We start from the raw sequence: 13,822 nt of genomic DNA on the forward strand, positions 1-13,822 counted from the left end.
ATCAGCGAATCAGGCGTGGCCGGCCGGTTCGGCGGTCGCCGTGGCCTGGGCCTGCGCCAGTTGCGCCATGTAGAGGCCGTTGAAGTCGATCGGATCGAGCAGCAGCGGCGGGTAGCCGGCGTCGCGCACGGCATCGGCCACGATGCGGCGGGCAAACGGGAAAACCAGGCGCGGGCCTTCGGCGAACAGGAACGGGTGGGCCTGTTCGTCGGTCACGTTGCGCATGCCGATCAGCGCGCCATAGGCCAGTTCGATGATGAAGGCGGTGCCCTGGGCACCCTTCGACGTCACGTTGATCTTGAGTTCGATCTCGTGAACTTCGGGCGCCAGGGCGCGGGCGGCGATGTTGAAATCGACATGGATTTCGGGCGCCTCGGTCCACTGATAGCTTTCCGGCGCATTGGGATTCTCGACAGAGAGATCCTTGATATACTGGGAAATCAGCCCGATCGCCGGCGAGTTGTCTTCGCCGTTTGAAACCACGCCTTCGGCGCCATCGAGGGAGAGATTGCTGATGATGTTGCCTTCGTCGGCCATGGTCGCATGCTTTCGTTCGGATGGGGCGCAGGGAATGCGCCGGGTAAACGTGCCCGGCGCCTAGCATTGTGCGCAACGCCCGGCAACAGACTGCGTCTGGCGCGCCAGTCACCCTCTGCCAGCGGTCATTGCACCAAAGGACGGGAACCAACTGCGCGCCTGCGCGATTGCAGCGATCAGGCGGCGCACGGGCGCAATCCGGGCGACTTCGTCGGTGGGCAACGTCACAACGCGGGAATCCGCCATTGTGCCGTCCACGCGTTGTTCATTTGTAATTCGTACCTATTTGATGCACGATCAACCGGTGGCCGGCCGCGCTGCGCAAAACGTGGATCGGCATTCCAAGGCTACCTTTGCGGGACATGTGCGTGTGATTGTTGAGATCGTCATTGTGGCCATGATCGCGGCCTTCCTGGGCCTGAGGCTCTATTCGGTTCTGGGCCGTCGCCCCGAACAGAACGAGGAGCCCGTCCGCCGCCGCATCGAACAACCCGATCCGCAAGGCGCTGCTCGCCCGATGGCGCCGCGTCTGCCCGAAGCCATGGCAACGCCGGCCAACCGCCTGGCCCCCCCGGTGCCCGAGACGCGCGATTTCGATGCCGATGCCGAACCGGGCATCCGCGCCATCATCGCGGCCGATCGCCGGTTTGACGTGGGCCTGTTCATGGCTGGCGCCAAGAGCGCCTATGGCATGGTGCTAGAGGCGTTCTGGCGCGGGAATCGCTCGGAACTCAAGGCTCTGTGCGATGGCGATGTCTTTGCCGGCTTTGCCGACGCGCTCGACGCCCGCGAAGCTGCTGGTGAAACGCTCGACGCGCGCCTCATCCGCATCGAGGAAGCCCGCATCGTCGGCGCCGAACTCACCGGCTCCACGGCGCGAGTCACCGTGCGCTTCATCGCCGATATCGCCACCGTCACGCGCAATGCCCAAGGGCAGGTTGTTGCCGGTTCGCTCAACGATGCGATCGAAAGCCGCGACCTGTGGACGTTCTCGCGCGATCTTACCTCGCGCGATCCCGATTGGCTGCTCGACGAAACCGATGAAGCCTAAGGCATACGTGGGCTGACCGGCTTGGGCACTGATCCCGTGGCCTGCGCCGGTCGCCGCCTCTCCCGAATTTCGCTTGCGCAAAGGGCCGGTCTTGCACTGGCCCTTTCGCTGCTGGCCGCCTGCGTTCCCACCGCGACGCCGCCAGGGCGCCAGCCTGGTCCACCGCGCACGCCCTCGGGCACTGCCGCTGCGCCGCTCGCCACGGCCGTCAGCGCCGGCTTGGCGCGCGGGCCAGCACCGTCCGCGCTGGGCCTTGCCCCGGGCAATGCCGGTGCGGCGCTCAACGCGTTCATCACCTCATGCCCTGGCCTGACCCGGCGCAGCGACAGCAGCGGCCTGACCCAGCCAACCGATTGGGCCCTTGCCTGCGCGGCCGCGCGCACATGGCCGCGCGACAATGCCACCGCCTTCTTCGACGGCTATTTCGAAACCGCCCGCGTCGGCGATGGTGGTACTTTCGTCACCGGCTATTACGAGCCCGAGATCGCTGGTGTGCGCACGCACCAGCCCGGCTTCGACGTGCCGGTCTATGGCGTGCCGGCCGATCTGGTGCGCGCCCGGCCGGGCGATGCCCCGCCACTGCCCGATGGGCGCCAGCCACTCGGCCGCTATGACGAAACCGGGCAGTTCGTGCCCTATTTCGATCGCGGCCAGATCGAGGATGGTGCCCTCGCCGGCAAGGGCCTGGAAATCGCCTGGGCGGCCGATCCGGCAGAGCTGTTCTTCCTGCAGGTGCAAGGGTCCGGCCGCCTGCGCGCGCCCGATGGCAGCGTCATTCGCCTGGGCTATGGCGCCATCAACGGCTGGGACTACACCGGCATCGGCACGGTCATGGCCCAGCAGGGCCTGATCGGCACCGGCCCCGGCCAGTATCCCGGATCGATGCAGGGCATCCTGCGCTATATCCACGATCACCCGGTGGAAGGCGATGCGCTGATGCGGCAGAACCGCAGCTACGTGTTCTTCCGCGAAAACACCCAGCCCGGCGCAATCGGCGCGATGGGCGTGCCGGTCAGCCCGCGCACCACCGTGGCGGCCGATCCGGCTTTCGTGCCGCTGGGCGCCCCCGTCTGGCTCCAGGTTGATCGCCCGCAGGTCAGCGGGTTGTGGGTGGCGCAGGATACCGGCGGCGCCATCAAGGGGCCCAACCGCTTCGACAGCTTCTGGGGGGCCGGCGCCGATGCCCGCCTAACCGCCGGCGGCATGAGCGCACATGGCCAGGCCCTGGTCCTGCTGCCCAAGGGCACGCTGGCCCGGCTCGGTCGATGAGGCGCGGCCCGCGCGGCCTGAGTGCCGATGAACTCGTGCTGTGGCGCAAGGTGGCCGATACCGTCACCCCGCTGCATCCTCCGGCACGCCGTGCGGCGGGGCCAACGCCTGTCGCAGCCCTGCCCGCCGCGAACGAGCCAGCCAGCCCACCGCCGCGCAAGCTCAAGGGCCGCGTGCCACCGCCGCGCCCCGCTCCGCCAGCACCAGCGCAGCCCGCGCGTCCGCTCCACGCCAATGGCCAGGGGCTCGACGCCAGTTGGGACCGCAAGCTGGCGCGTGGCACGATTTCGCCCGATGTCTCGATCGATCTCCACGGCCTCAACCTCGACCTGGCGCACGGCCGCCTGCTCGCCAGCCTGGCGCAGGCCCTGGCGATCGGCGCGCGGGTGATCCTGCTGGTGACCGGCAAGCCACGCCCCCATGGCGATCATGACCTGCGCGGTGAACGGCGCGGCGCGATTCGCGCCAAGCTGCTCGATTGGCTGGCGGCCAGCCCCTATGCCGATCGCATCGCCGCGGTGCGCCCGGCCCAGCCCCGTCACGGTGGCGCCGGCGCCGTCTATATCGTGCTGCGCCGCCCGCGCTGATCGCGGCAAGCCTACGCGCTAGTCCTAAGCGCGGGTGCGAATTGCCGCCGCGTCTGCTGCAAGGGACAACCATAAGGCTCCGCGCGTTCCCCAAGCGCACCCCATTGCCCGTCGCCAACGGACGCGCGGAGTACCTTTTCCCACATCACCGCCATCGCAGCGCCGGCTGAGCCGCGCAGCGCAACCCGTCCGCACCAATTGTGCGGCTGGCCAAAAGCGCGCAGGGCGCAGCCTCAACATTCTTCCATTTTGGAGCAATTGTGTTAACGCGGCCTAGCGCCCTGTTGCGGCGCACAAATCAAGGCTCCGTAACCTCGCTAAGCACTAGTACTTTAAGTAGTATTTGCGCTTCGTTACGGCACAACAAACGGGTCATGCTCCCCCCATGAAACGCTCTTCCGCACGCCGTGCCATCGCCTTTTCCGCCATTCTGGTCGTGCTCGGCGGCGGTCCACTGGCCCTGGCCTCGCCCACGCCCTTTGCCATGCCGCCCGAAGCGGCGATGCCCCGCGTGGACGAAGAGGCCGGCCATTTTGCCGCCTGCGGCAGCGACCGCCGGGTAACCTGCGTCGTCGATGGCGACACGTTCTGGTATCAGGGCACCAAGATCCGCATTGCCGATATCAACGCCCCGGAAGTCAGCCACCCCGGCTGCGCTGAAGAAGCGGACCTGGGCGCAAAGGCTACCGAGCGGCTGACCGAACTGCTCAATGCCGGGCATTTCTCGCTGGTTACCCAGGGGCGGCCGGTAGACCGCTATGGCCGCGCGCTGCGCGTGGTGGTGCGCAAGGGGCAAAGCCTGGGTGCCCGGCTCGAGGCAGAGGGCCTGGCCGAACACTGGCAGGGCCGGCGCGGAAATTGGTGCAGATGAAACCAGGCGCCTTCCCGTTGTAATGGCAAGCGGCTATGGGCGGGCATCTCCCGTTGCTGAAAGCCGCCGCCTTGACCAAGCCGCTTTTCCCTTTGTTTCCACGCATTACCCTGCGTGGCACGATCCTCTCCTCGTTCCTGGCCCTGGCGGCCTGTGCTGGCCAGCCAACCCGCGTGGTGCAGGCTCCGGCCGCTGCGCCCGCCCCGCACCTGGTCACCGTCGGCATTGCCGCGTTCAACGATTTTCACGGCCAGCTCGAACCGCCCCACCAATCGGTGCTGGTGCCCGATGACCATGGCGGCACCGCCCAGGTTCCCGCCGGCGGCGCGGCGTGGCTGGCCAGCGCGGTCGACAGCGTGCGCAACCGCTATCCCAACCATCTCACGCTCTCGGCCGGCGACATGATCAGCGCCAGCCAGGTGGCCTCCTCGCTCTATCTCGACGAGCCGTCGATCGGGGTGATGAATCGCATCGGCGTGGATTTCAACGCCGTCGGCAACCACGAATTCGACCGCGGCCGCGATGAACTGCTGCGCATGCAGAATGGCGGCTGCACCCAGTTCACGGCGCACAAGCCATGCCAGCTCGAACCCTTTCCCGGCGCCAGCTTCCGCTATCTGGCGGCCAGCACGGTGGACAAGGATGGGCACACCCTGTTCCCAGCCACCGGCCTCAAGACGTTTGGCAGCGGCGCCGACAAGGTGACCGTGGGCGTGATCGGCCTGACCACGCGCACCACGCCCACGCTGGTCAATCCCGCCGGTATCGCCGGGCTGACGTTCGAAGACGAAGCCGCCACGATCAACGCCCAGGTGCCCCGGCTCAAGGCCGCCGGGGCCGATGCCATCGTCGTGCTGATCCACGAAGGCGGCAAGCAGCAGGGCAGCCCCGATCCGCAGGGCTGCAACGGCATGTCGGGCGCGATCCTCGACATCATCAAGCGGCTGAACCCGGGCGTTGACCTGATCGTTTCGGGCCACACCCACGCGGCCTATATCTGCCAGTTCCCTGCTGCCGGCGCGGCGCATCCCCTGCTGCTGACCAGCGCGGGCCTCTATGGCGAAATGGTCACCGATATTGCCCTGCAGATCGATCCTGCCACGCACAAAGTGATAACGGCCCAGGCGCACAACGTCATTGTCCAGTCCGATCCCTATCAATCGGCCACGCGGCTGGTCGGCCACGATGATCGCTTCCCGGTCTTTGCCCCGCGCCCTGATGTCGCCGGTTATGTCCAGCGCTATGTCGATGCGGCCAAGGTCTATGCCGCCAAGCCGGTTGGCCACTTGTCCGGCCCGGCGCAGCGCGGCGAGAACGGCGCGGTGACCACCGGGGGCACGCTGGGCAATCTGATCGCGGATTCGCAACTGGCCGCAACCCGCAGCGCCGGCGCGCAGCTCGCCCTGATGAACCCCTTCGGCATCCGCACCAGCCTGGTGCCGGCAGCCGATGGCACCGTGACGTTCGGCGATATCTACCGCGTCCAGCCCTTCGGCAACACGCTCGTCACCGAAACGCTCACCGGTGCGCAGCTCAAGGCCGTGCTGGAACAGGGCCTGGATGAACAAGGGCCCAAGCAGGGCCTGGCGGTATCGGCCAACGTGCGCTTTGCCATCGACCTGGCCCGCCCCGTCGGCGCGCGCGTGGTGGGCCTGACGGTCAACGGCAAGCCGGTCGCGCCTGCCGCCACCTACCGCGTGACGGTCAACAACTTCCTCGCGCTGGGGGGCGATACCTTCACCGACCTGGCCGACAAGCCCGACGCGGTAACCGGCATGACCGATCTTGACGCGCTGCAGGCGTGGATCGCCGCCGTCCCGGTGCGCCAGGTGCCGTCAGAGGATCGCGTCACTCTGGTTGCACACTGATTACCTGCCCACTCACTGGTTGCAGCGCCGTCGCCACAGTCCTAGGCATCAAGCCAAGGGAGACACGGGCGATGGCGCTGCTGGATAATCCGAAATTCCGCTGGATCTTGCGTTGCGGGTGGAAAGGGCTGTGCCCGCGCTGCGGCAAGGCCAGCATGTTCGATGGCTGGCTCAAGCTGGCACAGCGCTGCCCGGCCTGCGACCTAGACCTCAGCTTTGCCCGGGCGGACGATGGGCCGGCGTTCTTCGCCCTGTGCCTCACCGCCTTTCCCCTCACCTTCTTCGCGGTCTGGCTCGAAGTGGCGTTCAGCCCGCCCTGGTGGGTCCACCTGCTCACCTCGGTGCCGATCCTGGCGGTTGGCTGCCTTGGCTCGCTGCGCCCGTTCAAGGGCTGGCTGGTCGCCTCGCAATACGTGAACAAGGCCACCGAGGCCGGCACCGAAGGCCTGTGGGCGCGCATGGAAAAGCGCGAAGAGCCCTAAGCGCCTGGGCGTTGCGCCGGCTGGCTCGGCCGGCTGGCGCTGGCCTTTGCATCGGGCAGGCGACACGCCGTGCACCGCCGCCAGCACACCAGCCCAGGCATCATGTCGCGCGGGGCCTTGCCCGGTTCGGGATAGAGCCCGGCCATGATCTCGGGCGCGATGCCCTCGGGCGCGGCGCGGTTGTGGCACATCAGGCAATTGCGCCGAAAGCGCTCACGCGTCAGCCCGGAATGGTCTTCTGCCACCTGTGCTGTCGATGGCGCCAGTGCGGCTTGCTGTGCCTCCGCCACGCCGCCCGCCAGAGCCAGAGCCACCATACCCGCGCCAAGCCACCATCGCCGCCGCATCATCGCCCCCTTCACCCGGTCCCCACGCCGTTCACGTTGGCGATCCTTTCATCACAGGCCTGGGCAATCAAGAACTGCGTGTCGCAGGCTCAGCCCTGGCGATAATCCGCCACGATCATGCCGGCCTGCGCCAGTTCGGCCTCATGGCTTTCCTCGCGCCAGGTTTCGGCCAGGGCCTGCCGTTCCCAATCCAGCATCGCCGGGTGGGCCAGGATATGGTCCACCCAGGCCTGCCCGCGTCCCACGTCCAGGCCATAGGTGCGGATGCGGAACGCCACGGGGGCAAAGAACGCGTCTATCGCGCTGAACGCCGCCCCGGCCAGCCACGGGCCGCCGAAACGATCGAGTCCTTTCTCGAACAATGCGCGCACGCGGGCCACGTCGCGCACCAGTTCGGCGCGCATCGGCACCGGGCGCACCCGCACACCCACGTTCATCGTGCAATCGTTGCGCAAGGCGGCAAAGCCGCCGTGCATTTCGCAGACCGCGCTTTGCGCAAAGGCGCGCGCGGCTCCCGCCTCGGGCCAGACACCGCCATGGCGATCGGCAAGATAGAGCGCGATGCCCAGCGAATCCCACACCGTGGTGTCCCCATCGATCAGCACCGGCACCTGCCCAGTGGGCGAAAAAGCGCGAAATTCCTCGTAGTTCACCGGCTTGGCAAACGGCTCGATCCGGTCGGCAAACGCCACGCCCAGCGCCTTCATCAGCAGCCAGGGCCGCAACGACCAGCTGGAATAGTTTCGGTTGGCGGTGATCAGGGTATAGGTCATGGCCGGCGCCCCTTTTCGCAGGAAATCCACGCCGGTTGATTCAGGTCATGGCGCTGCGGCTTCCCGGTGCCACACTGCGGGCATTGTTGGAAGAAGGAGGATCCCCATGCGCTCCATTCTCTGCCCGGTCGACGGCGCCAAGACGCTCGATGACCGCCTCGAAACCGCTCTGGCCCTGGCCCGCGTCACCAACGGCCATGTCTGCGTACAGATCGCCAGCCCCTTTGCCGAAATGGCAGTGTGGGAGCCGTTCGGCGGCGCGGCGCTCACAGCCGAAGTGATCGCCCAGGTGCGCGAGGAAGACCGCGCCCTGGCCGAGAAGGTCGATGCCCGCCTGGCCCCGCAAGACGTGCCATTCGACGTGATGGAAACCGCGCAGGCGCCGATCCCCGCCGCCTATGCCAGTGCCCGCTTTGCCGATGTGGTCGTCACCAGCCTGGCCGATCCGCTGGTGGAGGAACTCGTGCTCGGCGTGCGCAGCCCGGTGCTCGCCGTGCCCAAGGGGGCGCCGCTGGTCGATTTCACCGGCCCGGCCATGATCGCCTGGGATGGCGGGATCGAGGCCGCGCACGCCATGCGCGCCGCCTTGCCGCTGCTCACCCGCGCCAGCGCCGTCCATATCGTGGCGGTCGAGGAAAAGCCCGACGCGCTTCCGGCGCTCGATGCAGCAGCCTACCTGTCGCGCCACGGCATTCATGCCGAAACCCATGCGATCCAGGCCGCCGGGCCGATCGCCGCCACGCTGGTCGATACCGCGCGGCGGTTGGGTGCGGGGTTGATCGTCATGGGCCTTTTCGGCCGCAGCCGGCTGCGCGAATTGCTGCTGGGCGGGGTGTCGCGCGCCATGCTCGACAATTCCACCCTGCCGCTGTTGCTGGCGCACTAAGACAAGCATTGTTTGCGGCCGGGCACTTGCCCGTTCGCGCCGCTCTGGCATGATCACACCCAAGGTGGTGGCGCAGGGGCTGCCGCCAACCTTGGGAGTTCATGCCGATGCGCCGCCACCGTTTTCTCGCCTCACTCGCCCTGGGCATTGCCCTCGCCGCCACGGGCGCTCACGCGGCTGCCGCGCCGGCAGCGCCTGCTACCATCACCAAGGCGCTGGCCGATCCGGCGCGCAGCGCCGCCAACCGTGCCCTCGATGAAAGCCGCAAGCCGGCCGAAGTGCTTGCCTTTGCCGGGTTCAAGCCCGGCCAGGTCGTGGCCGATTGGGGCGCCGGCGGCGGGTATTATTCCGAACTGATCGCCGATGTCGTCGGCCCCAAGGGTCGTGTCTATGCCCTGGCCAATCCGGCCTATCTCAAGCCCGGCACGCTCGACGCCGTGGCCAAGGCGCATGCCAATGTGCTGATGCTCGTTACCCCGCCTTCCGCGATGACACTCGCGCCGGGCAGCCTCGACGCGATTTTCGCCCACCTCGAATTTCACGATCTCTATCTGCCGGCGGCGCATGGCAATGCCACACCCGCCCGCCCGGTGGCTGCCACGCTGGCCAATTGGTTTGCCGCGCTGCGTCCCGGTGGCACCGTGGTGATCGTCGATCACGTCGGCCCGGCTGGCGCCCCTGCCACCGTTGCCGATACGCTCCACCGCATCGATCCTGCCCAGGTCAAGGCCGACATGCTCGCCGCCGGCTTCGTGCTCGACGCTGAAAGCAGCGTATTGCAGCGCAACGACGATCCGCACACTGCAATCGTTTTCGATCCCGCCTTGCGCGGAAAGACCGATCGCTTTGCCTTGCGCTTTCGCCGGCCTGCCTGACATTCGGCAGATAGTTGCGCAAAACGCAATTCATATTTCATCTTTCGCATTTGCACAAAACAAGGATGCAAGGCATACAAATCCTGCCTTTCAGGCATCCTCTCCCAAACTTCCAAAGGCCTGGCTGGCAACAGCCGGGCCCTTTTTTTGCTCTATGTCTGTGCCGGCGCCAGCGCCCGGCTTGCCATCCCGCCAAAACCCCAGCACCATCGCGCTCGATCACTCCCGAGAACGAAAGCTGCGGCCTGGCGTTTGAAAACCGTGGCACGCAATCCTAGCTAGGGTGCAAGCGGGGCAGATCTGCCCCGATCCGCAAACCTCCCGAGGCGCCATGCCACATGCGCAACGCCGAGGGTGAAAAGAGGGCCAATGGCAGAGGCAGCAACTTTGGGCGAAAATCGCATCGCCCGTCTTCAGGTCGCAGGCGCCAGGCAAGAGGAATCCGGCCACGGCATCGCCCGCATCAGCCGTGCCGTGATGGGCACGCTGGGCGTAACCGAAGGCGACGTCATCGAAATCATCGGCAAGCGCAGCACCGCCGCGCGCGTGATGCTGCCCTATCCCGAGGATGAAGGGCTCGAACTGATCCGGCTCGACGGTCTGCAGCGCGCCAACGCCGATGTCGGCTCGGGCGATCATGTCGAAGTGCGGCGGATCGATTCCCGCCCGGCACAGCGCGTGGTGTTTGCCCCGGCGCAGCGTGATCTGCGCCTGCAGGGGCCAGCTGCCGCGCTCAAGCGCAACTTTGCTGGGCGCCCGCTGCTCACCGGCGATCTGGTCGCGACGGCGGGGCAGCAGCAGGTCAACCGGGGCGACATGCCTGCCCAGTTGCGCCAGATGCTCAACGCTCCAGCCTTCGCGCTGACCCAGATCCGCCTCACCGTCGTCTCCACCGTGCCCAAGGGCGTGGTGCACATCGACGAGAGCACCGAGGTGGAACTGCGCGCCGAATACGAAGAGCCGCGCAGCAGCCGCGCCGACGTCAACTATGACGATGTCGGCGGCATGGGAGACACCATCCGCCAGTTGCGCGAGATGGTCGAGCTGCCGCTGCGCTATCCCGAACTGTTCACCCGCCTGGGCGTCGATCCGCCCAAGGGCGTTCTGCTGCATGGCCCGCCAGGCACCGGCAAGACCCGCCTGGCCCGCGCCGTGGCGAACGAAAGCGACGCCAGCTTCTTCACCATCAACGGCCCGGAAATCATGGGCTCGGCCTATGGTGAAAGCGAAAAGCGCCTGCGCGAAGTGTTCGAGGAAGCGACCCAGAACGCGCCTTCGATCATCTTCATCGACGAGATCGACTCGATCGCTCCCAAGCGCAGCCAGGTTTCCGGCGAAGCGGAAAAGCGCCTCGTCGCGCAGCTGCTCACGCTGATGGACGGGCTGCACAGCCGCTCCAACCTTGTCGTCATCGCCGCCACCAACCGGCCTGACGCGCTGGATGAAGCGCTGCGCCGCCCCGGCCGGTTCGATCGCGAGATCGTCGTCGGCGTTCCCGATGAACCTGGCCGCCGCGAGATTCTCGGCATCCACACGCGCGGCATGCCGCTCTCCGAGGATGTCGACCTGCGCGAACTCGCCCGCACTACGCACGGCTTCGTCGGGGCCGACTTGGCCGCACTCGCCCGCGAGGCGGCGATCGAGGCGGTGCGCCGCATCATGCCGCGCCTCGATTTCGAACGGCAGACGATCCCGCCCGAAGTGCTCGACAACCTGCGCGTTGTGCGTGACGATTTCCTCGAAGCGCTCAAGCGCGTGCAGCCCTCGGCCATGCGCGAGGTCATGGTTCAGGCCCCCACCATCGGCTGGTCCGATGTCGGCGGGCTCGATGATGCCCAGGCCAAGCTCAAGGAAGGCGTCGAGCTGCCGCTCAAGACGCCCGAGGCGTTCCACCGCCTCGGCATCCGCCCGGCCAAGGGCTTCCTGCTCTACGGCCCGCCTGGGACCGGCAAGACCCTGCTGGCCAAGGCCGTCGCCAAGGAGGCCGAAGCCAACTTCATTGCGATCAAGTCGTCAGACCTGCTCAGCAAGTGGTTTGGCGAAAGCGAGCAGCAGATCGCCCGCCTGTTTGCCCGCGCCCGCCAGGTTGCGCCGTGCGTGATCTTCATCGACGAGATCGACAGCCTCGTTCCGGCGCGCGGCACGGGTGTCGGCGAGCCGCAGGTCACGGCGCGCGTGGTCAACACCATCCTGGCCGAGATGGACGGGCTGGAAGAGCTGCAGTCGGTCGTGCTGATCGGCGCGACCAACCGGCCCAACCTGGTCGATCCTGCGCTGCTGCGGCCGGGCCGGTTCGATGAACTGGTCTATGTCGGCACGCCCAGCTTGGAAGGGCGCGCGCATATCCTCAAGATCCACACCGGCGCCATGCCGCTGGCGGCCGATGTCGATCTGCTCGATGTCGCCCGCCAGACCGCGCGGTTTACCGGTGCCGATCTCGAAGACGTGGTGCGCCGCGCCGGCCTCAACGCCATCCGCCGCGCAGGCGGCAACGTACAGTCGGTCAATGCGGCGGATTTTGCCGATGCACTGGCCGATTCCCGCGCCACGGTGACCGAAGAAATGGAAGCGGAATACGCCCGGATGAAGGGTGAGCTCAAGAAGCGCGCCGTAGAGCCGAGCCCGACCATCGGCTTCCTGGCGCCGGGCATGGTGCAATCCACCCGCGAAACCAAGCACGGCTGAAACGAAAAAAGCCCCTCGCTGACAAGGCAGCGAGGGGCTTTTCTCATGATTCAGGCAGAAGCTCGTCAAAGCGCTGCACCCGCTTCAGTTCGGGAAACAGCCGTCCCCAGGCCAAGGCAATGGCCACTGCGCTCACTCCGCCAAACACCACGGAGCCAACCGGCCCCAGGATCGCCCCGACAACGCCGCTTTCCATCTCACCCAGTTCGTTGGACGCAGTGATGAACAAGGCCGATGTCGCTCCCACGCGGCCGCGCATGGCGTCGGGCGTCACCACCTGCACCAGCGTCTGCCGCACATAGACCGAAATCATGTCGGCGGCGCCGGCCAGGGCCAGCATCGCCAGCGACAGCGGCAACCAGCGCGAAATGCCAAACACGGCCGAGGCTACCCCGAACAGCGCCACTGCCGCCAGCATCTTGGGGCCCACGCCATTTTCCACCGGGCGCCATGACAGCCACAGCGCCGTCGACACCGCCCCGACCGACGAGGCTAAGCGCAGCAGGCCAAGCCCGCTCGGCCCCACATGCAGGATATCGCGCGCATAGACCGGCAGCATGGCGGTTGCCCCGCCCAGCAGCACGGCAAACAGATCCAGGCTGATCGCACCCAGCAGCATGCGGCTGCGCACCAAATAGCGCAGCCCTTCCAGGATATGCGCCAGGGGTTTGCCGTTGGCCATCGGGCGATTGGCACCATGTGGCCCGATGGCGAGTTGCGCCACCAGCGCCGCGCCAAGCAGGACCAGCGTCAGGCCATAGGCAAATGCCGGCGCCACGCCATAGGCAAAGCCACCCAAGACCGGGCCCACAATGCCGCCGATCCGGCCAGCGATGGCACTGACGGCAATGGCGCGCGGCAGGATTTCTACCGGCACCAGCGCCGGGGCCAGCGCATTCATCGCCGGGGCATAGAAACCACGCCCGGCAGCAAACCCTGCTGCCACCAGGTAGAACACCGGCAGATCGGCCCGGCCCATGGCCTGCAATGCCACCAGCACGCCCACGGCCAGCATCTGCACCAGCAAGGCCAGGCGCACCACCAGGCGGCGATCGTGGCGGTCGGCCACCAGGCCGGCGAAAGGATTGATCAGCAGCACCGGCAGGAACTGCGACAAGCCGATCAGCCCGATTCGCAGCGAAGCCGCTTTCATGTCCATCGACAGACGTGCCACATCATAAACTGCCCAGCCCAGCACCACGACCAGGTTGCTCTGCGCGAGCATCGCGCAGATGCGCGCGATCCAGAAATGGCGAAAGGCGGGAATGGACAGCGGATGCGCGGCAGGCGCCACGCGGGGCTGGATGGACAAGGACACGTTGCAATAATCCAGGTGGCTGCTCGGGCACGGTCGCCCACGCCGGCGCCTAGCACCAACGGCCTGTGTCCGGGATACGATATTGCAGGCGCGACCTATCAGGCTGCGCAATTTTGACCTGCGCCGGGCACAAAAAAACCGCCTCGGGTTTTCCTGAGGCGGTCTGGCATGATTTGATATGGTTGCGGGGGCAGGATTTGAACCTGCGACCTTCAGGTTATGAGCCTGACGAGCTACCGGGCTGCTCCACCCCGCGATGCGCTGCGGCCCCGT

General features: G+C 67.0%; 13 protein-coding genes and 1 tRNA gene. 9 read left to right on the forward strand and 5 right to left on the reverse strand.

Translation table 11 applies throughout. From position 1 onward, the window contains the following. Window positions 1-9: 9 nt before the first annotated feature. A complete protein-coding gene (gene secB / locus C8K14_RS18300; protein ID WP_022675928.1) occupies window positions 10-537 on the reverse strand; it encodes a protein-export chaperone SecB in 528 nt (175 codons plus the stop codon). Between the two features lie 370 nt (window positions 538-907). Here secB and C8K14_RS18305 point away from each other — a divergent pair, with 370 nt between their 5' ends. The 6 genes from C8K14_RS18305 (at window position 908) to C8K14_RS18330 (ending at window position 6,665) form a co-directional block, all read left to right on the forward strand. Further along, window positions 908-1,588 (forward strand): Tim44/TimA family putative adaptor protein, encoded by a 681-nt coding sequence (locus C8K14_RS18305; protein WP_107718204.1) that lies wholly within the window; start codon window positions 908-910, stop codon window positions 1,586-1,588. 66 nt (window positions 1,589-1,654) lie between these two features. Beyond that, the gene (locus C8K14_RS18310; protein WP_062788068.1) at window positions 1,655-2,857 is read left to right on the forward strand and encodes an MltA domain-containing protein; all 1,203 of its coding nucleotides are present in this window, start codon (window positions 1,655-1,657) and stop codon (window positions 2,855-2,857) included. Beyond that, window positions 2,854-3,444 carry a Smr/MutS family protein gene (locus C8K14_RS18315; protein WP_107718113.1) on the forward strand — a complete coding sequence of 197 codons (591 nt, stop codon included), beginning with the start codon at window positions 2,854-2,856 and terminating at the stop codon, window positions 3,442-3,444. Before C8K14_RS18310 ends, C8K14_RS18315 begins: the two co-directional genes overlap by 4 nt. Before the next feature lie 385 nt (window positions 3,445-3,829). Beyond that, window positions 3,830-4,315, forward strand: coding sequence for a thermonuclease family protein (locus C8K14_RS18320; RefSeq protein ID WP_107718111.1), 486 nt, complete (start codon window positions 3,830-3,832; stop codon window positions 4,313-4,315). Window positions 4,316-4,386: 71 nt separating this feature from the next. Continuing rightward, window positions 4,387-6,183, forward strand: coding sequence for a bifunctional UDP-sugar hydrolase/5'-nucleotidase (locus tag C8K14_RS18325; protein WP_369974067.1), 1,797 nt, complete (start codon window positions 4,387-4,389; stop codon window positions 6,181-6,183). 71 nt (window positions 6,184-6,254) lie between these two features. After that, window positions 6,255-6,665: a DUF983 domain-containing protein gene (locus tag C8K14_RS18330; RefSeq protein WP_062788054.1), complete on the forward strand. Its 411-nt coding sequence runs from the start codon at window positions 6,255-6,257 to the stop codon at window positions 6,663-6,665. Here C8K14_RS18330 and C8K14_RS18335 read toward each other — a convergent pair. After that, window positions 6,662-6,982 (reverse strand): hypothetical protein, encoded by a 321-nt coding sequence (locus C8K14_RS18335; RefSeq protein WP_233251141.1) that lies wholly within the window; start codon window positions 6,980-6,982, stop codon window positions 6,662-6,664. The genes C8K14_RS18330 and C8K14_RS18335 overlap by 4 nt on opposite strands. A 119-nt stretch (window positions 6,983-7,101) precedes the next feature. Then, on the reverse strand, window positions 7,102-7,785 hold the full coding sequence (locus tag C8K14_RS18340; RefSeq protein ID WP_107718107.1) for a glutathione S-transferase family protein: 684 nt from the start codon (window positions 7,783-7,785) through the stop codon (window positions 7,102-7,104). A 106-nt stretch (window positions 7,786-7,891) separates the two neighbouring features. Between C8K14_RS18340 and C8K14_RS18345 the strand changes: the two genes are divergently transcribed. The 3 genes from C8K14_RS18345 to C8K14_RS18355 all read left to right on the forward strand — a co-directional run bounded on the left by C8K14_RS18345 (window position 7,892) and on the right by C8K14_RS18355 (window position 12,231). Then, window positions 7,892-8,671, forward strand: a complete 780-nt coding sequence (locus C8K14_RS18345; protein WP_054132487.1) for a universal stress protein — start codon at window positions 7,892-7,894, stop codon at window positions 8,669-8,671. A gap of 107 nt (window positions 8,672-8,778) precedes the next feature. Then, window positions 8,779-9,546 carry a class I SAM-dependent methyltransferase gene (locus C8K14_RS18350; protein ID WP_107718200.1) on the forward strand — a complete coding sequence of 256 codons (768 nt, stop codon included), beginning with the start codon at window positions 8,779-8,781 and terminating at the stop codon, window positions 9,544-9,546. A 369-nt stretch (window positions 9,547-9,915) separates the two neighbouring features. After that, complete coding sequence (locus tag C8K14_RS18355; protein ID WP_054132489.1) at window positions 9,916-12,231, forward strand: CDC48 family AAA ATPase; 2,316 nt, start codon at window positions 9,916-9,918, stop codon at window positions 12,229-12,231. Between the two features lie 43 nt (window positions 12,232-12,274). On the opposite strand, the gene C8K14_RS18360 is transcribed toward C8K14_RS18355, so the two are convergent. Continuing rightward, window positions 12,275-13,549: an MFS transporter gene (locus C8K14_RS18360; protein ID WP_158271958.1), complete on the reverse strand. Its 1,275-nt coding sequence runs from the start codon at window positions 13,547-13,549 to the stop codon at window positions 12,275-12,277. A 179-nt stretch (window positions 13,550-13,728) separates the two neighbouring features. Beyond that, window positions 13,729-13,805: transfer RNA gene (locus C8K14_RS18365), tRNA-Met, on the reverse strand. Window positions 13,806-13,822: the final 17 nt, after the last annotated feature.

Source organism: Novosphingobium sp. GV079 (assembly GCF_003058045.1).
Classification (GTDB): Bacteria; Pseudomonadota; Alphaproteobacteria; order Sphingomonadales; family Sphingomonadaceae; genus Novosphingobium; species Novosphingobium capsulatum.

Coding starts and splice junctions, on each gene's coding strand:
- C8K14_RS18340 (WP_107718107.1), bottom strand. CDS start 7,785: ATGACCTATACCCTGATCACCGCCAACCGAAACTATTCCAGCTGGTCG.
- C8K14_RS18345 (WP_054132487.1), top strand. CDS start 7,892: ATGCGCTCCATTCTCTGCCCGGTCGACGGCGCCAAGACGCTCGATGAC.
- C8K14_RS18330 (WP_062788054.1), top strand. CDS start 6,255: ATGGCGCTGCTGGATAATCCGAAATTCCGCTGGATCTTGCGTTGCGGG.
- secB (WP_022675928.1), bottom strand. CDS start 537: ATGGCCGACGAAGGCAACATCATCAGCAATCTCTCCCTCGATGGCGCC.
- C8K14_RS18355 (WP_054132489.1), top strand. CDS start 9,916: ATGGCAGAGGCAGCAACTTTGGGCGAAAATCGCATCGCCCGTCTTCAG.
- C8K14_RS18335 (WP_233251141.1), bottom strand. CDS start 6,982: ATGGTGGCTCTGGCTCTGGCGGGCGGCGTGGCGGAGGCACAGCAAGCC.
- C8K14_RS18320 (WP_107718111.1), top strand. CDS start 3,830: ATGAAACGCTCTTCCGCACGCCGTGCCATCGCCTTTTCCGCCATTCTG.
- C8K14_RS18315 (WP_107718113.1), top strand. CDS start 2,854: ATGAGGCGCGGCCCGCGCGGCCTGAGTGCCGATGAACTCGTGCTGTGG.
- C8K14_RS18350 (WP_107718200.1), top strand. CDS start 8,779: ATGCGCCGCCACCGTTTTCTCGCCTCACTCGCCCTGGGCATTGCCCTC.